Below are 17,401 nucleotides of genomic sequence, written 5' to 3'. Positions count from 1 at the left end.
TTGATTGGATTTCGGATTAAAGGTTTGTGGCACGGATTCGGAAATCTGCGCCATCGGGTATTATGGATTTAAAGTTTAGGCACGGATTCCGAAATGCGCGCCATCGGGTTAATTATAGACGGTGTTATATGCATTTTCATTTTTTAGGATAGCCTACTAAAATACAACGACCATTTTCGTGTCTAGAATTTTCGATCGCTAATCCAAAAACTTCTGGAGACCTTTGAAAGGAGCCCAATCCCTTTATAGTAAATCCTTTAGATATCAAATAATCTTTAATTTCAGTCGCAAAATTAAGGGCTTCTGTGTTACCTGATACATAAGAAACTGAAATATTTTCATTATTGTCTGGAAACATTTTGTCTGTTTCAGCCTTAAGTCGAGGTGTTAATTTTCTTTGAGGTTCACCAACATTTACAACCCCAGCTGTAATTCCTCCAATTTGATTATGAGAAACAACGTTAATTGTTGTTGACTTATTATCTAAAAGTTTTTTATTGAGGTTTGAAGCCACCCAATTTTCGTGATTTAATTTCCAATTAATTAATGTACTTTCAGAGTAATCAATACCATTGTTTTTATCAATTAAAACAGAACAATTGGAACATAGAAAAATTCCGTTTTTTATTCCACTTCTTTCTTCAGGAGTCATTTCGCTATTATATCTTGGTCCACCAGGTGCAGCAGAGCAAATATGAGATGCAACCCCATTGAACTCAACTTTTTCCGGGTCAGTTTTAGAAGGTGCAATAGTCAAACATTTACAATCTGGATTTGAACAAATAAATGCTGCTCTTTGCTTCAATATTGATATAATATTTGAACTAAAGTTGTCTCTATTGCCTGTTTTCATAGTATTGCTTATAACGTTTGTTTATATGAGCTGTGGCGTGTATCGACACAGACCTTCTATGATAAAAAACTAGCTTCAAAAAATCCTAAAGATTTTTTAAATGAGGATTAATCAAGTCCTAGCTTATATACGGTGTTAGCAAATGTTATTTTCTTACAATTTTAATTGTACGTTTATTCTCTTGTGCTTCTACCGATAAAAAATAAATTCCTGCTTCATCAGGCATTTTAATAATAGCCTCTGTAAGCACATCAAATGTTTGACAAAATAATTGTTGCCCTTGAATATTAGACAGGATCAATTGAGCTCGCTGTAAAACTTTTTCAGATTTTATTTTTAGTTCACTATATGTCGGATTAGGATAGGCTATAATGTTTGAATCCCAATTGAATTGATCAATTCCTAATGGATTTGAATTCAATTTTAGAATGAAAGCATCCCTATAGCCCGAAGAAGTTAGCACACTCATTTCAGAACCAAAGTCAAAATCAACTATTGTACTAAAGCTCCCTGTGCAATAAATATTACCGTTTGAATCAGCAATAATCCTTGCTGGAGAATCTTCCAAAGAACCTCCAACAGAATTTACCCAGATCCCATTACCCAAGGCATCCATTTTCTGTATAAATATATCACTAGCACCTTGCGAAGTTAGAGTGCCGTTTTCTGACTCTGGGATAAAATTTACTGTACCACTGAAAGTTCCTGCAAGATAAAAATCTCCACCAATATCAGTGGTTATCGCAGTACCCCAGTCGATACCTAATGTACCGCCAAATGATTTTGCCCATAAGAACGATCCTGAAGTGTCGAGTTTTTGAACAAATATATCTGGATAGCCTGAAGCCGACAATACACTGATTCCATCTCCAGGATCAAAGTCTACTGCATAACGGAAATAGCCAGTGGTATATATATTTCCAAATTCATCAACTGCTATTGCACGTCCCGAATCTTCATCGTTGCCTCCAAATGATTTAGCCCAAAGAAAGTTACCAAACGAATCCATTTTATGAATAAAAACATCAGGCATATAGGTGGGTGTAGTCAATAAAAAACTATCCTCCCCTGGATCAAAATCCGCAGTATCTTGGAAACTCCCAATAGTATATACATTTCCCATAATGTCAATATCCATATCCCAAATTCTCCCACCAAAGGATTTAGCCCAAAGAAAATTCCCCAAAGTATTTAACTTTAGTACAAATGCAGGTTGTTCTCCAGCGACTAATATACCATCAGCTCCACCTGAATTAAAATTAACAGTTCCAGAGAAACTACCAGCAATGTATATATTCTCTAACTGATCTAATGCGATTGACAAACCAACATCATACGTTGCATCACCAAAGGATTTGGCCCATATGAAATTACCTAAAGTGTCCAATTTAAGTATAAAAATATCGTTGCTACCAGCAGAGGTGAAATTCCCATTTTCGCCAGAAGGATTAAAATTTACCGTATTGCGAAAATATCCCGTGGCATAAACATTTCCTGAACCATCAACAGTAACCGAGGTACCAATATCATTTAACGACGAGCCATAAGATTTTGCCCAAAGAAAATTTCCTGATGGATCCATTTTTTGAATATAAATGTCACTTTCTCCTACGGAAGTGAGATTGAAAACCATTTCACTACTATCAAAGTCTACGGTTTCTTCAAAAGTACCAATTGTGTAAATATTTCCGGAAGCGTCTACGGCAATTGAATGGCTCGTATCATTTTCACTTGCTCCAAAACCTCTAGCCCATTCAAAGGTTTGAGCATCGATGACATCAATGTACAAGATAAACGTAAAAAAAATAAGTAATGTAGTTCGCATTGTCCTGGTAATAATATCTTAATAATTGCTAACTTGTTATATCTGAACTAAAATAGTGTTTTTTACCTCTCATTTGCGGAATATCTATACTTTTTATGGTTGTTTATTGATATCTTACCCCTCGGCTTGCAGCATAAGCCATCTTCGAAACAACATCTATATTTTTTCTCGATAATGCTTGGGAAGACAGTTTAGCACGACAGATCGCATCGTTATAGCTTCTCGCAATGATAAAGAGATTAGCTACGCTGAATCTAAAGGTTTGTCTTCGTCGCCAGCTTCGCTACATACCCTCAAGAAAGCAGTGCTTTCTTTTCGAGTAACCTCGCAATGACAAAAAAAGATCTCCACTTTCGTGGGGATAAAAAAAATCCCCGCAAAAAGCAGGGATTTTTTTTATTTAATAAGGAGAGCGATTATTTCAATTTTCTGAAGACCAGGTGGCTTACGGAACGGTACTCTGGGCTTGTGGCACCGAACATGGCTTTTACTGTTTTTTTGGCTAGTTCGCCTCTATCGCAGAATCCGCCAGCGTCGTTAAAGAAATGGTTGCGCGCCGTACGGGCTGCTTTGCTTGCCGCTTCTGTGTCTCTCACGTCTTGATTATTGCTGTAAAGCGTATTGCTAAATATCTTTAATTCTGCAGGCATCAGTTCGGGTGTATTGGAGCCATAGCCTTCAAAAGATAGACCTACCATGAGCAAATTCTCGAAACTCTGTGCCTGATTAGGATAAGAGGTATGCGCATTACTGATGTGTTTTTTGCCTTCGACCTTTTTGCCACGACGCTTGCCACGAAGCTCATCGCGCCAGTGGTTTGCGTTTTCAATAATATCTACCGGTGCACCACAGGCTGCCAACTGGCTCAAAAACCTGGTGGCAATTTTTTGCGCCAGCTTAAAATTCATTCTTCTTGTACCTACAGCTGCATTTTCTGCTTGCTCTTTTTCCTTTACGGCATCGAAGAGCACTTGTGCCTGATCTGAAGCCGTGGTGAGTTCGGGTATTGTAATGGGTTCGTACACTGGTTCAAAAGCTGGTGTGAAATGTGTAGCCGTTGCGATGAAGGTACGCATGGCTGCGATGGTGGGCACAAAACCCGTTTCATAAAACGCACGTATCTTTTTAGTTGCTTTCTTAATAACACCCTTTGGCTTTTGCTCTGAAGCTTCGGTGCTGGTGGTTTCTTCTTTAGGCTGGTCGGCCTGTTTCTCTTCCATTACCTCTTGGGCAAGGGCATTAGTGTTTTCAATTTTTTTAGCAAGTTCTGTAAACTCACCATTCACTTCAGTTTGTTGATTTGGAGTTTTGGTTTTAGATTTCATAAGTAATTAAATTTAGGTTTTGTTATTTTTTAAATCGGTTGTTCGTCTCCAATTTTTTCCAAAGATATATGGAATTACCTTACGTTGTACATCGATATTTTTTGCATTATGTCGATAATATCAAAATTATATCGTTAAAGTGCTGTAAATAATCGACGTATAACCCACGTCAGGATTAAGAAATCTACGTTTTTAACACAATTGTTTGAAATGAAGAAAAATCGTTGAAATACATAAAATTTTAACATTTAAGCCTTGTGTAAACCAATTAAAAAGTGTTAAAATTCAATAACGTGATGAAAAATTGGGTTTGAAAAATCGCGAAAAACGCGAGGTGAGGGTGTAGTTACTAAAAATATATCAAAATAAGCTTTGTTTTAAGGTGATAGTTTTCTCATTTTTAAAAAAGACACTATTGACAAAACACGAAGGAAGTTGAAGTATGAATATTATTAATTAGAACCCTAAATATACCAACGCCGGATCCATTTCATCTTGCCTTTTTTCTAATCTTTAAACGTATTGTTTTTTAGGCTTGCGTGTAAACAGTTTTGCTAATCTATCTGTATCAATATGTCTATAGAATGGAATAATGTATAGAATCAGCGCTCCCGTCATGGTAATAAAGAATGTTGGCAATCCATGTACAAACCAAATACAGAAATGAAAAAATACGCCAAGATACAGGAATATCTTTCGTTTTTTCTCATCCATCACAAATGCCAATGCTAATGCGAATTCCAATAGCAGAACAGAATATGTAAGCAGCGACACGACATAAAAGTTAGACATAAGAGGCAAGAACACAGATTTAAAATTTTCATTAAGACCAAAAATATTGTCTTCAAACCAATAGTAAAGTACTGTACCGTTGGTCCATTCATCTACCGCCAATTTGCCAATGGCGGCCTGCAAATAAAGGATGAACATCTGAATACGTGCCACAATATAAAATGAATTAACTACAAACCTCACATGTGGATTTTTGATTTGTTGATCAGAGACAGACCAATGCCACTTTCTTCCATCGGTAAGCCCAATAGGTATAAACAGCAACGTCATAATAGCTATTAACTGGTCACCTCCCTCGACTGCTGGACTCAACAACAAAAAGCTTGAGGCTACCCACCAATGGAGTATAACAGTATACCTAGGATAAATACCTATTAATACAAGGACAAGTATCACAATGGCAATGAGCTTTGCCAAAATCATGTGTTCGCCCAATATAATAAATAGATTAATCTCTTTAAAGATTGAAGTATATACCATATCATAAGAAGTAGCACCGTCAGTTTCGGGAAAGAGAACATTGTTAGGATTGATCAAAAACGTAAGGAGAGTACTCAATGCAAAAAATGAACGCGCAAAGCCGTAAACATTAGTATGGCTATTATAGGCACTAAACTTTGTAAGTGATTTGATAAGATCATTAATCATCGTTCTTGCAATTCATTTGAATTAATAAATATTTTTTATTGTTTTTATATCTAGGATTAGCACTCCAAGCCCAAGGCACAGGCTCATACATTTCTACCAGAAATTGACCACAAAGCACCGGCTCTTTAAATTTATTATTCAGGTTATAATAACCGTCAATGCTTTCAAGGGCCTTTACATTACCCTCTTTAGTAGTAAACCACAAAGAATCCTTTGATATGACAGGCCCCAGTGCATTAAAAGCTTCATTGAGAATCTCTCTATTCTTTCTTCGAAAACCAAACCAGTTTGGTGACGAAAAATTAGGATGTGTAACTTTTATAAGCTCATCCTGTTCAATCGCATAAAGTTCTAACCTACTATATCTAGGGTTTTTTGTGAAAAAACTCCATCCTTGAGGAGATAAGTTGAAAATCTCTTTTGTATAAACTTTAGAAAGTCTAACTGGAGAATATTGAAAATGAGAAATTAAAACCAGATAAAAAAATACTGACCACAATGCTGTGGTCAGTATAAAGGTTATAAGCAATTTGTATCTATTACTCATAAAGATTTACACTAATTTCATTAATTAACATTTCTCTTTGCAACAATCTATCTCTGTCGGCATCAGAACTGATTCTACTGAAACAATCATCTCCAACTCCGAAGAAACATAATACAACAACATTTACTCCAATAGCAACATTTACAGCAGCAGCAGCGTTTACAATCACACCATAATTCCACACAATCAATGTTAGGCAAATTACCGGAGCAGCACCCAAAGTAGTGATAGCTTCCTCGTTGGTCATCACTCCGCTATCATTCTCATCATCAGCAGTCAAAATTTCTTCTAATTTATCTTCGTCAAAAGCTCCATTTTCATCAAGAACATCTTCTCTATTGATCATTCTTAATCTCTCTTCGGCTTTGACAAAATATTCACCATAATCTTCAGAGGCTTTCAATTCATCATAATATACATTACTGAAGGAAATGATCTGCTCTGAAATAAGTTCATTATCACCGCTTTTCATGACTTGAATAAAACGGGCAAATTCTTCAGGCTTATTATTTACCAAATTGGCAAATATTTTTTCTTTGAATTCTTCCAAAGTTTGAATTTCTTCTTCAGTCAAAAATGCCATAATATAATCTACATATTCATGGTCTATAGAAGGTATTAGCCTTGCAACTTCTCCTGTACCAAAAAATAGACCTTCGAAAATTTGCTTGTCAGAATAAGATCCAACTCTATTGGCAAATTCTGAATCTGTTTTAAAATTTGAAGTTTCCGGCTGAACAAAAGCCACGTCTTTAGAGCATGCAGATACCATCAGCAATCCCAAGGCTGCTGATACCAAAATAATTGAACGAATTTTACTTTTTAGGTTTTTCATTTTTAAAAAATTTAAGGTGTAACATTATTTCTACTATTGGTATTATTAATATTGATAATATAGTGAGTGACAAAAAAGAATACTTATATGATGCAAGGTCACTTTCCAAAAAGCTGTAAAAGGCCACCTCCAAAATTATAAAGAGAATAGCGACAGCAATAAAAAGCCTTTTTGCCAGATTATTTGCGTAATTCCATGTTTCATCACTTTGCATGGATCTCGGACTCTTATAACCAAAAGAACTTCTAGATTTTGGTGTAAATAAAAAACCTATTATAGCCAAAATGATTATTATTAACGTTGCTATGATGTTTTTTATAATATAATCCATTCAAAAAACTTAATTATTGCAAAGTAAACACTTGCTAATTTTCGATTATTCTCAAAGTTACCTTCAAAAAAAAACATATCATTACGGTAATCCTCAATTTGATAATTTTTTTTTATGATTGATTTCAGATTTATTTAGTAAGATTTTTACGGTAATCCGTATTTGAGCCATATTCATGCAAAATATACCCAAAGCTTGATGAGTTAAAAAATTATAAAAGAAGATAAATGCGGGGGTGTTTTTGGTAAAAAACTTTAAATTGTACTACTATTTTCTTCCTTACTTAACTTTGTAGAAGACAACAAATCGTGCAGCCCAATTTCATAACCAAATAGATAGGAAACACCATCAAATGGAATGATTCGTAAGATAGACCTCATCACAATTCGAAAGAAACTTGGCTTGGTGCCATCTCTCAACACGACCTTGGTTTTGGTGAGCTTTTTTCCCAATGTCTGCCCCGATAGGGCTTCAAACAACAAGTAGTATACAAACATAATGGCATAAAAGACTACACCTTCCATTCGGTACAAATCAAACAAGGTCATCCATACCATATAGCATATCAAAATCACCAATAAATCTACAAGATAGTTGGCCAAGCGTACCGATTTATCAATGTCCTTCATGGTTGCTGTGTAGTTGTACAAGAGTTACTAAAATAGCAAATTATTTCTGCGCTTGTACATCATCAGCACGTATTTACCGCATTCGCGTTAAAACCTTTGTATGACATTGCGTAACTTGAGGTTGATTAACCTTACAATACACACATATATTATGGATCATTCAAACCAAAACCATCAAGGAAGTTACAGAACATTTTTTACCATGCTCGGCTGTTCGTTCGTGGCAATGTACATTACTATGTATCTCAACACCTATAGCATTGATCATGTATATTTCAGTCTTACTCGTTTTTATATGACCTGTCTTGGCATCTCTACAATGGCTGTCATTATGTGGTTTTTTATGCGAAAAATGTATCAGGATAAAAAGAAGAATATGATCATTCTTTTAGGCAGCCTCATATTGTGTGTTGGAGCTTTTGCCCTAGTACGTATGCAAAAACCCATTATAGGTGATGTATTGTGGATGAAAGCGATGATCCCGCACCACTCCATCGCCATTCTTACCAGTGAGCGTGCTGACATACAAGACCCTGAAGTGAAGGAATTGGCAGAAAGTATCATTGAAGCCCAACGTAAAGAGATCGAAGAAATGAAAGCGATGATCAAACGATTGAAAAATGAGAAGTGAAAGCCCAACTACCACTCTATAGAAATTATAAAATAATTAAGAATTTTCCATTCTGAAAATAATATCTTGAGGCTCTTAACTCAATTAACAGAAACCAATGACAAAAACAAATTATTCGTTACAGCTGAAAGCCCTTGCGCTATGTGGTTTGATAGCCTTTACCAACTGTAAAGAAAAGACCAAACAAAAAGAAGACACAGCGATGACGTATGACAATGTATTATTGCAGGAATGGACAGGTCCTTACCAAGGAGTGCCTGCCTTTGACAAAATGAAGGTCGAAGACATTAAGGAAGCAGTTGAAAAAGGGATGGAATTGAGCCTTGCCGAGATTGACGAGATTGCCAACAATCCTGATGAGCCTACCTTTGAGAACACCATTGTTGCGATGGAAAGTTCTGGCAAAGAACTGGATCGCGTGTTTACGTACTATGGCATTATGAGTAGCAATGTCTCTACGCCAGAGTTTAGGGATATTCAGGCGGAGTTGGCTCCGAAGCTTTCTGAATACAGCTCTAAAATTTCGCAGAATGAAAAGTTGTTTCAGCGTATCAAGACGGTTTATGATGCTTCACAAAGCAAACCTTTAGAAGCAGACCAGCAGCGTGTGCTCGACTTAACTTACAAACGTTTTGAAATGGATGGCGCCAACCTTGATGCCGAAAAGAAAAAGCGCTATGCTGACATCAATAAAGAATTGTCAACACTTTACACCAAATTTTCTAACAACGTATTGCACGACGAAGAGAACTATGTGACATATTTGACCAAAGACCAGTTAGGCGGATTGTCTGAAGGGTTTATTAAATCGGCAGCGAAGATTGCTACTGATAAAGGTCAGGACGGCAAGTACGCTATTACAAACACACGCTCTTCAATGGACCCATTCCTCACCTACTCTACAGAGCGCGAACTTCGCAAGCAGGTTTGGAACAATTACTATTCTCGTGGTGATAACGGTGATGAATATGACAACAATCAAATAGTGGCAGACATTCTAAAATTGCGTAGAGAGCGCGTGGAATTGTTGGGCTATGAGAATTATGCCGATTGGCGTTTGCAAGACCGTATGGCAAAAACACCAGAAAATGCTATGGATTTGATGATGGCTGTTTGGCCAGCTTCCATAGCTCGTGTTAAGGAAGAAGTGAAAGATATGCAAGCGGTGGCTGATGCCAATGGTGACAACATTACCATCGAACCTTGGGATTACAGATATTATGCTGAAAAAGTAAGACAGAAAAAATACGATTTGGACAGCGAGGAAGTGAAACAATACTTACAGTTGGATAAATTGACCGAGGCGATGTTCTTCACGGCTGGTGAATTGTTCAATTATAAATTCACACCAGTACCAGAAGGGTCTGTGCCTGTCTTTAATGAAGATGTGAAAGTTTGGGAAGTTACCGATAAAGATTCTGGCAAACACATCGGGCTTTGGTATTTGGATCCTTATGCTCGCGAAGGAAAACGTTCAGGCGCTTGGGCAACGACTTATAGAAGTTCAGATTCTTTTGAAGGTGAGAAAAATGTCTTGGCTTCAAATAATTCCAACTTTGTAAAACCTGCACCAGGCGAAGCGGTTTTGGTTTCTTGGGATGATGCCACAACTTTCTTTCACGAATTTGGACACGCTTTGCATTTCTTTTCTGCGGATGTTAAATATCCTACCTTAAATGGTGGCGTTAGAGATTATACTGAATTTCAATCGCAATTGTTAGAACGTTGGTTATCGACCGATAAAGTCATCAACCAGTTTTTGGTACACTACAAAACAGGTGAACCGATTCCAGCATCTTTGGTAGAGAAAATCAAAAAAGCATCAACCTTTAACCAAGGATTCTCCACTACCGAATATTTGGCATCCGCCATTATGGATATGAAATTTCATTTGGCAGACCCTGCAAATATAGATGTAGATAAATTTGAACGTGAAACCTTGACCGAACTTGGCATGCCAAAAGAATTGGTGATGCGTCACAGAACGCCACATTTCGGACACGTGTTTTCAGGTGAAGGATATGCCACAGCTTATTATGGTTATATGTGGGCAGATGTCTTGACGAGTGATGCTTCGGAAGCTTTTAGAGATGCACCAGGCGGATTTTATGATAAAGACGTTGCGGCGAAATTGGTCAAGTATCTCTTTGCACCAAGAAACTCAATGGACCCAGCGGAAGCCTATCGTTTGTTTAGAGGACGTGATGCCAAAATCGAAGCTTTGATGCGAGATAGAGGTTTTCCTGTGACAAAAGAATAATTATCATTGGCCGTTCGAGCGGAGTCGAGAACTTTTCATCTTGAGGTCTCGACTGCGCTCGACCAGACAGAATTCTAAAACCACGCCATTCGCGTGGTTTTTTTATGACCTATAAATACTCGGCAAACTGATTTTAAACTTCACAGCAATCAATCGAATGGTGATGACGACTGCACCTGCAATGACAAAAATAAGGTTGTTGTCAATAGGTAATTGTCTTAAGGCGAAATACACTACACCACCAGCAATACAAGCTGTGGCATAGATTTCTTTTCTGAAAATAACTGGTATTTCATTACAAAGAATATCCCTAATGACACCACCAAAGCAGGCAGTCATTGTACCCAAAGCAACACAAATAATGGGATGCAAACCTATCATTAAACCTTTCTCTACGCCTACCACTGTGTAAAGTCCGATACCAATGGTATCAAACAGAAACAAGGACATTCGTAGATAGTTGATTTTATTTTGAAAGATGATTGTGAAAATTGTGGCACCCACGATGACGTAGACGTACATCATATTCGTCATCCAAGCTACAGGCGTTTGGCCAATCAATACGTCCCTAACAGTTCCACCGCCTACCGAAGTCACAAAGGCAATAATCAGTACACCAAATACATCAAGTTTTTTGTTCATAGCAACCGATGCACCTGAAATGGCGAAGGCTGTAGTGGCGAGGATGTCTATGACTTGGAAAAACAAAGGGATTTGTGATTAGGGATTAGTTGTGAGTTGTGAGTTGTGAGTTGTGAGTTGTGAGTTGTGAGTTGTGAGTTGTGAGTACAAAATTATCAATTTTCATCATATCTAACTATTAATAGCTCACTGCTCATAGCTAAAAGCTCAAAGCTATTTCGTCACCGGTCACCTGTCTTGATTCTTGGTTCTTGGTTCTAAAGCGGTTCGCTGCTCACATACTTTGCGTATAGTAATTATAATCCTTTAAAACGGTATCAATAAACTGCATATCATTTTCATTCACCACTTTGATTTCCGTGACTTCAACAATTTTATCTCGCAATTTAATCAGCGTTGCATAATCTCTGGATGCTTTTGCTGTGTTGAAAGTTTCCTTAATAATTCGTGCATCATTATCTGATAATTTGATGACGTTAGGATATTTCGGTTGATAGGTATCTTCCAGTTCTTCCAAAATGGTATGACTGATATTTATATTGTTCTTTAAAGTGATCACAGAGGTTCCTGCAGTCATATCACCAAGGCGTTGGTTGCGCGGACTTGTAATAATTGCTATCAGTGCCACCACACCAGACATCATATTCAAATCGACAATCCTGAAAAACCATCTGATGACAAAATCTGCCAACGAGGCTTGATACCCATCAATCTTAACCACCTTGATTCTCAAAATACGCTTGCCAAGGGTTTGTCCGTCGAGCAAGGTTTCAAAAATAAGCGTGTAGAACACCACAGGTAAATAAAAGGTGACGTAAATGGCAATTTGCGACCACTGGTCCATATCCTCAATCATTCTATCAACCTCTAACAGATTGAAAGTGATTTGATAGGTCACAATGATGTATGCAATCTTAATGATCCAATCAATCACATACGCCAAAATACGCTCGCCCACACTTGCAGCCGTAAAACTAATGTTCACGTTTTGGGTAGTATTTATTTGTAACTCTGTCATTAATTGCTTTAATTTGAATCCCTATGAGAGAAGTCGCTTTTATCAAACAAAATAAAGAAAAATGGTTTCATTTTGAACAGGCAATTTTCGGAAAAAACCTTAAAAATCCTGATGAATTGGCATCCCTTTATATTCAATTGATAAACGACCTCGCCTACGCTCAAACATATTATCCCAAAAGTAAAACAATAATTTATTTAAACAACCTTGCGGCAAAGGCATTTCAAAAAATTTACAAAACGAAACGTGAGGACACCAATCGCTTTGTGCATTTCTGGAAGGTTGAAGTACCAATGATTGTTTATGAATATCGACGATACGTCCTCTACGCATTTATTATATTTGGAAGTTTTGTTGGTATTGGCGCTTTGTCGGCAGCTTTTGATGACACCTTTGTCCGTTTGATTTTGGGTGATCATTATGTGAATATGACCTTGGAAAACATTGAAAAAGGTGATCCTGTTGCCGTGTATAAAAGCGGTAGTAATTGGGGAAGTTTTATAGGCATTACGCTTAATAATCTCTATGTTGGCATCCGTACATTTATTCTTGGTGTTTTTGGCGGATTAGGTACAGGTCTGTCCTTATTATATAATGGTATAATGCTGGGTTCGTTTCAGTATTTCTTTCATAAAGAAGGTGTGCTTTGGGAAAGTGTTCGCGGTATTTGGATTCACGGAGCGATGGAGATTTTTGCCATTGTCATTGAAGGCGCAGCGGGATTGATGCTAGGCGCAAGTATTTTGTTTCCAAAAACCTATTCACGTTTGACATCCTTTAAAATGGGAATGAAAGATGGTGTCAAGATTTTGATCAGTACTTTTCCATTTACATTTTGTGCCGGATTTTTGGAAGGCTACGTCACCAGATATTCCAACGTGATGCCCAATTGGCTTTCGGTAGGCATTATTTTAATTACGTTGAGTATCATCTCCTATTATTATTTGATTTATCCATTCATCCTCAATAAAAAACTTAAAAAACAGTATGCAATTATATAAATCGAGAGGCTTTGGTGATTTTTTTCAAGATACGTTTGCCTTTCTAAAATTGAATGGAAAGCATTTCTTCAAGCATTACCTTACCATCAACGGCATCTTTTTGATCTTTCTGATGGTGATGATGTATTTCTTTACAAAGTTTTACACCGATGTTATTTTTGGTGGCTTGATGCAGGATAATCCGACTGTCATTGACGATTATATGAATGACAATGCAGGGCTGTTTATTATACTGTTCATCGTGTTTTTTATCATTGCGCTGATTGCTGGTGTGATATCTTATTCTTATGTACCTATTTACTTAAAGCTATATGCCAAAGAGCAAAACACTGCATTTGGCACGTCGGAATTGGTTTCTGAATACAAATCAAACATTGGTAAAATTTTCATTTTCTTGCTGTGCGCGCTGTTGCTAGCCATTCCTTTGGTCATCGCATTGGGTATTGGGATGTTTATTTTGGTGATCACCATTGTAGGAATGTTGTTAGTACCTGTACTTATTGGTGCATTCAGTCTTTTTTACAATATGTCCTTAATGGAGTATTTGGAGAAAAAACGAGGCATTTGGGATAGTTTTGGATACGCCTGGACACTTTTGACGTCAAAGTTTTGGCCAGCCGTTGGTAGTGTTGGTCTGTTTTTCTTGATGAGCTATATCGTTCAAGGAATTTTTTCAATGATTCCATATATTTTTGGAGTGGCTAGTTTGTTCACTACAATTGAAAGCGGCAACCCAGACCCAGAACAAATAGGCTATACGATGATGATTGTAATGTTGGCAATTTTCTTTTTAAGCTTTTTGGCTGGTGCCATTTTGGGTGTCATCGTCCAACTCAATCAAGGCATTATTTTCTATAGTTTGAAAGAGGAAAACGAAAACATCAACACTAAAAGCGTCATTGACCAAATAGGTTCTGGTGAATAAAAAACTCTGGATATATTGCCTTATTATTTGCCTTGGCGTTTCGGTCAATGGCTTTGCCGTATCAACTGTTTCGACTGAAATGGCACAGCAGCAAACCTTGATTGATTCCATTCCGTCTGATGATACTTCAATCGAGCCGCGTGAATACGATAATCTTAAGGATAAATATAAAGGTGATGAATTTGTTTACGAACGTAACGTTGAGAATGCTGGTTGGTGGACGCGTTTCAAACAATGGCTGAATGACCTGTTTCGAGATTTATTCAATCTGAATAGCGCTGGTCAGGCTTCAAGAGCTACGGATATTGCGTTGAAAATTGGCGGAGTCATCATCTTTTTATTGGTGATTTACTTCATCTTTAAAGCTGTGATGAATGATGAAGGTAAATGGATTTTTGGTAAATCGTCCGATAAAAGCATCATTCCTGTTACTGACGTTGAGACGAACATTCATAGTACTGATTTTAAGAAACTGACTGCTAATGCAGAAAAAGATGGCAATTATCGTTTGGCAATTCGATATTACTATCTATGGTTACTGAAAGGTTTGACAAATGCCGAAATCATAGAATACGATGTTGAAAAAACAAACAGCGACTATTACAACGAAATCGTTTCAAAACAAATAAAAGACGAGTTCTCATACACATCATATCTCTACAATTATATTTGGTATGGTGAATTTGATGTCAACGAACAGCAATTTGACAAGGCCAAGACTGCTTTTACCAAATTTTTAAAATCGATAAAGGCGTGAGCAAGACAGTAAAAATATATATTGGTTTGCTCGTAGTGCTTTTTGTTGGGCTCACCATCATTGAGTTTTCAAAGGAAACGCCTATCGATTGGTCACGAACTTATCAAGAAACAGATAAAATACCTTACGGAACTTTTGTTTTTTACGAAGAACTGCCAAATCTATTTCCTGATAGTGATATTGAAGACATCAAAGTGTCGCCTTACGAGTATTTTGATGACTATTATAATTGGCAGGACAGTACTTATTCCATTTCTGGCTCTTACGTTCATATCGATGAATATGCCGCCATTGATGATGTTTCGGCACAAGAACTTTTAGATTTTGCATCTTATGGTAATGATGTTTTCATCTCTACCTCTTATCCGCCTCAAAAGTTTTATGATTCGCTGGGTTTAGATACCGAACATCGCTACGACATCAAAGGCGAAGCGGAATTTGGCTTTACAAACTCAACTTTTAAGAATGATTCCATCACCATTGATAAAGGTTTGAGCAACATTTACTTCTCAAAATTAAATTCTTCCATTACAACTGTTTTGGGTTATCAAAAATTCGATTCTATTAAGCATATCAATTTTGTGAAAATCGATTATGGCTATGGCAGCGTGTATTTACACCTTCAACCGGTTGCTTTTACCAACTATCATCTATTGAAAAAAGACAATCAGAAGTATGCGGCTGCAGCGATGTCTTACTTGCCAGATGATGCCATTTACTATGATTACCATTCAAAAGTTGGTCAAGATTTGGGAAGCTCGCCTATGCGATTTGTGTTGAGCCAGCCAGCGTTAAGATCAGCTTGGTATTTGGCGCTATTGAGTCTTGTTCTGTTTATGATTTTTAATGCGAAGCGAAAACAACGTATCGTCAAGGTCATCAAACCATTGGAAAACACAACTGTTGCCTTCACAAAAACCATTGGCAATCTGTATTACGAAACCAAGGACCACAACAACCTTATCGATAAGAAAATTACGTACTTTTTGGAATACATCCGAAGAGTATATTATCTCGACACGCAACTCTTGGACGATAAATTTGTGAAGAATTTGAGTGTCAAATCTGGAAAAGATAAAGAACTTACCAAAAAATTGATAGACCTTATTGTATATTTAAAGGCAAAACCCAATTGTACAGAAAGCGACCTATTGAACCTGAATAAACGTATTGAAGATTTTTACAATAAATAATTATGGAAGATAACCAAAACGACAATTTAAACCCAACTCCCAACAATGAGAACGAACAAAATGAGTTCGAATCAGTCTTGAATCCGAATACTGTGCAGGAAGAAGGAGATACGGTCAACTTTAAAAATCGTATTGATTTAAGTGAATTGCAAAACGGCATAGCACTCATCAAAGATGAAATCAGTAAGGTCATAGTAGGCCAAAAAGGGATGGTAGATATGCTGATTGCCTCTATTTTGGCAAATGGGCATTCGCTGATTGAAGGTGTTCCTGGTGTGGCAAAAACTATTTCGGCAAAACTTTTGGCAAAGTCCTTGGACATTGGGTTCAGCCGTATTCAGTTCACTCCAGATTTGATGCCGAGTGATATCTTGGGAACATCGGTTTTTGATATGAAAACATCAGAGTTTGAGTTCAAACAAGGTCCTATCTTCTCTAATATGATTTTGATTGATGAGATCAACAGGGCACCTGCAAAAACACAGGCTGCGTTGTTTGAAGTTATGGAGGAACGCCAAATTACCATCGATGGTCACAAGTATGTGATGGATTTGCCTTTTATCGTTTTGGCAACACAAAATCCGGTTGAGCAAGAAGGAACGTATCGACTTCCTGAGGCACAATTGGACCGCTTCTTGTTCAAAATAGATATTGATTATCCTAATCTTGAAGAAGAAATTGAAATAATCAACAGAGAACAAAATTTAAAAGGTGAAGCGAAATTAGATAAAGTGACTTCGCATTTAACAAAGGAACAAATCAGTAAGTTTCAAGGTTTGGTAAACCAAATCATCATCGAATCGCATTTGGTGAAATACATTGCAGACATCATCGTGAATACTCGAAACAATCCGTTTTTGTATTTAGGTGCATCGCCAAGGGCATCGATTGCTATTTTAAGAGCGAGTAAGGCGTTTGCAGCTATGAATGGACGCGATTTCGTAACACCAGAAGATATCAAGCAAGCTGCCATTCCTGTGCTTCAACATCGTATTATCGTCACTCCAGAACGCGAAATGGAAGGTGTCAGCACAAAACAGATTATCAAACAGATTATTGAAGCTGTTGAAATACCTAGATAGTTGGCAGTGTTCAGTCGCAGTTTTCAGTAATCGTTAATTATCAATCGTTAATCGTTTATCTTGAAGTTATTCTCTAAAATAAAACCATTATACATTCAAAACCGCTT

The 17,401-nt window shown here is 37.1% G+C and carries 17 protein-coding genes; 7 read left to right on the top strand and 10 right to left on the bottom strand.

Annotated elements, in window-relative coordinates; genetic code table 11:
- Positions 1–136 precede the first annotated feature (136 nt).
- The 8 genes from M0G43_RS13505 to M0G43_RS13470 form a co-directional block, all read right to left on the bottom strand.
- Positions 137–853, bottom strand: coding sequence for a hypothetical protein (locus M0G43_RS13505; protein ID WP_248027231.1), 717 nt, complete (start codon positions 851–853; stop codon positions 137–139).
- Positions 854–998: 145 nt separating this feature from the next.
- Entirely contained in the window at positions 999–2,678 is a 1,680-nt protein-coding gene (locus tag M0G43_RS13500; protein WP_248027229.1) for an SBBP repeat-containing protein, read from the bottom strand.
- A 416-nt stretch (positions 2,679–3,094) separates the two neighbouring features.
- Positions 3,095–4,003 (bottom strand): hypothetical protein, encoded by a 909-nt coding sequence (locus M0G43_RS13495; protein ID WP_248027227.1) that lies wholly within the window; start codon positions 4,001–4,003, stop codon positions 3,095–3,097.
- A 513-nt stretch (positions 4,004–4,516) separates the two neighbouring features.
- Positions 4,517–5,443: a sporulation-delaying protein SdpB family protein gene (locus tag M0G43_RS13490; protein WP_248027224.1), complete on the bottom strand. Its 927-nt coding sequence runs from the start codon at positions 5,441–5,443 to the stop codon at positions 4,517–4,519.
- Positions 5,436–5,990: an SdpA family antimicrobial peptide system protein gene (locus M0G43_RS13485; protein WP_248027222.1), complete on the bottom strand. Its 555-nt coding sequence runs from the start codon at positions 5,988–5,990 to the stop codon at positions 5,436–5,438. The genes M0G43_RS13490 and M0G43_RS13485 overlap by 8 nt, the downstream gene beginning before the upstream one ends.
- Complete coding sequence (locus tag M0G43_RS13480) at positions 5,983–6,825, bottom strand: hypothetical protein (protein ID WP_248027220.1); 843 nt, start codon at positions 6,823–6,825, stop codon at positions 5,983–5,985. The genes M0G43_RS13485 and M0G43_RS13480 overlap by 8 nt, the downstream gene beginning before the upstream one ends.
- A complete protein-coding gene (locus tag M0G43_RS13475; protein WP_248027218.1) occupies positions 6,806–7,156 on the bottom strand; it encodes an SdpI family protein in 351 nt (116 codons plus the stop codon). The genes M0G43_RS13480 and M0G43_RS13475 overlap by 20 nt, the downstream gene beginning before the upstream one ends.
- A gap of 254 nt (positions 7,157–7,410) precedes the next feature.
- Positions 7,411–7,785 (bottom strand): RDD family protein, encoded by a 375-nt coding sequence (locus M0G43_RS13470; protein WP_248027216.1) that lies wholly within the window; start codon positions 7,783–7,785, stop codon positions 7,411–7,413.
- Between the two features lie 151 nt (positions 7,786–7,936).
- Between M0G43_RS13470 and M0G43_RS13465 the strand changes: the two genes are divergently transcribed.
- Together M0G43_RS13465 and M0G43_RS13460 are read left to right on the top strand one after the other, a co-directional pair.
- On the top strand, positions 7,937–8,416 hold the full coding sequence (locus M0G43_RS13465; protein ID WP_248027214.1) for a DUF305 domain-containing protein: 480 nt from the start codon (positions 7,937–7,939) through the stop codon (positions 8,414–8,416).
- A 97-nt stretch (positions 8,417–8,513) separates the two neighbouring features.
- On the top strand, positions 8,514–10,676 hold the full coding sequence (locus M0G43_RS13460; RefSeq protein WP_248027212.1) for a M3 family metallopeptidase: 2,163 nt from the start codon (positions 8,514–8,516) through the stop codon (positions 10,674–10,676).
- Positions 10,677–10,778: 102 nt separating this feature from the next.
- Here the strand turns inward: M0G43_RS13460 and M0G43_RS13455 are convergent, their stop codons facing one another.
- Together M0G43_RS13455 and M0G43_RS13450 are read right to left on the bottom strand one after the other, a co-directional pair.
- The gene (locus tag M0G43_RS13455) at positions 10,779–11,384 is read right to left on the bottom strand and encodes a trimeric intracellular cation channel family protein (RefSeq protein ID WP_248027210.1); all 606 of its coding nucleotides are present in this window, start codon (positions 11,382–11,384) and stop codon (positions 10,779–10,781) included.
- 208 nt (positions 11,385–11,592) lie between these two features.
- Complete coding sequence (locus M0G43_RS13450) at positions 11,593–12,336, bottom strand: RDD family protein (protein ID WP_248027208.1); 744 nt, start codon at positions 12,334–12,336, stop codon at positions 11,593–11,595.
- A 23-nt stretch (positions 12,337–12,359) separates the two neighbouring features.
- Between M0G43_RS13450 and M0G43_RS13445 the strand changes: the two genes are divergently transcribed.
- Genes M0G43_RS13445 through M0G43_RS13425 form a run of 5 tightly spaced genes read left to right on the top strand, consistent with a single transcriptional unit; the run spans position 12,360 to position 17,294 of the window.
- Positions 12,360–13,337, top strand: coding sequence for a stage II sporulation protein M (locus M0G43_RS13445; protein ID WP_248027206.1), 978 nt, complete (start codon positions 12,360–12,362; stop codon positions 13,335–13,337).
- Positions 13,324–14,262 carry a hypothetical protein gene (locus M0G43_RS13440; RefSeq protein ID WP_248027204.1) on the top strand — a complete coding sequence of 313 codons (939 nt, stop codon included), beginning with the start codon at positions 13,324–13,326 and terminating at the stop codon, positions 14,260–14,262. Before M0G43_RS13445 ends, M0G43_RS13440 begins: the two co-directional genes overlap by 14 nt.
- Entirely contained in the window at positions 14,255–15,019 is a 765-nt protein-coding gene (locus M0G43_RS13435) for a DUF4129 domain-containing protein (protein WP_248027202.1), read from the top strand. Before M0G43_RS13440 ends, M0G43_RS13435 begins: the two co-directional genes overlap by 8 nt.
- The gene (locus M0G43_RS13430; protein WP_248027200.1) at positions 15,016–16,212 is read left to right on the top strand and encodes a DUF4350 domain-containing protein; all 1,197 of its coding nucleotides are present in this window, start codon (positions 15,016–15,018) and stop codon (positions 16,210–16,212) included. Before M0G43_RS13435 ends, M0G43_RS13430 begins: the two co-directional genes overlap by 4 nt.
- Positions 16,213–16,214: 2 nt before the next feature.
- Positions 16,215–17,294 carry an AAA family ATPase gene (locus tag M0G43_RS13425; RefSeq protein WP_248027197.1) on the top strand — a complete coding sequence of 360 codons (1,080 nt, stop codon included), beginning with the start codon at positions 16,215–16,217 and terminating at the stop codon, positions 17,292–17,294.
- Positions 17,295–17,401 lie beyond the last annotated feature (107 nt).

The organism is Subsaxibacter sp. CAU 1640 (genome assembly GCF_023156585.1).
Classification (GTDB): Bacteria; Bacteroidota; Bacteroidia; order Flavobacteriales; family Flavobacteriaceae; genus JBPOFM01.
This window is presented reverse-complemented; position numbering and strand designations above follow the sequence as displayed.

Excerpts from the sequence above, each read along its gene's own strand:
- M0G43_RS13485 (WP_248027222.1), bottom strand. The coding sequence starts at position 5,990 with ATGAGTAATAGATACAAATTGCTTATAACCTTTATACTGACCACAGCA.
- M0G43_RS13495 (WP_248027227.1), bottom strand. The coding sequence starts at position 4,003 with ATGAAATCTAAAACCAAAACTCCAAATCAACAAACTGAAGTGAATGGT.
- M0G43_RS13445 (WP_248027206.1), top strand. The coding sequence starts at position 12,360 with ATGAGAGAAGTCGCTTTTATCAAACAAAATAAAGAAAAATGGTTTCAT.
- M0G43_RS13505 (WP_248027231.1), bottom strand. The coding sequence starts at position 853 with ATGAAAACAGGCAATAGAGACAACTTTAGTTCAAATATTATATCAATA.
- M0G43_RS13450 (WP_248027208.1), bottom strand. The coding sequence starts at position 12,336 with ATGACAGAGTTACAAATAAATACTACCCAAAACGTGAACATTAGTTTT.
- M0G43_RS13465 (WP_248027214.1), top strand. The coding sequence starts at position 7,937 with ATGGATCATTCAAACCAAAACCATCAAGGAAGTTACAGAACATTTTTT.
- M0G43_RS13475 (WP_248027218.1), bottom strand. The coding sequence starts at position 7,156 with ATGGATTATATTATAAAAAACATCATAGCAACGTTAATAATAATCATT.
- M0G43_RS13460 (WP_248027212.1), top strand. The coding sequence starts at position 8,514 with ATGACAAAAACAAATTATTCGTTACAGCTGAAAGCCCTTGCGCTATGT.
- M0G43_RS13490 (WP_248027224.1), bottom strand. The coding sequence starts at position 5,443 with ATGATTAATGATCTTATCAAATCACTTACAAAGTTTAGTGCCTATAAT.
- M0G43_RS13425 (WP_248027197.1), top strand. The coding sequence starts at position 16,215 with ATGGAAGATAACCAAAACGACAATTTAAACCCAACTCCCAACAATGAG.
- M0G43_RS13470 (WP_248027216.1), bottom strand. The coding sequence starts at position 7,785 with ATGAAGGACATTGATAAATCGGTACGCTTGGCCAACTATCTTGTAGAT.
- M0G43_RS13500 (WP_248027229.1), bottom strand. The coding sequence starts at position 2,678 with ATGCGAACTACATTACTTATTTTTTTTACGTTTATCTTGTACATTGAT.
- M0G43_RS13480 (WP_248027220.1), bottom strand. The coding sequence starts at position 6,825 with ATGAAAAACCTAAAAAGTAAAATTCGTTCAATTATTTTGGTATCAGCA.
- M0G43_RS13440 (WP_248027204.1), top strand. The coding sequence starts at position 13,324 with ATGCAATTATATAAATCGAGAGGCTTTGGTGATTTTTTTCAAGATACG.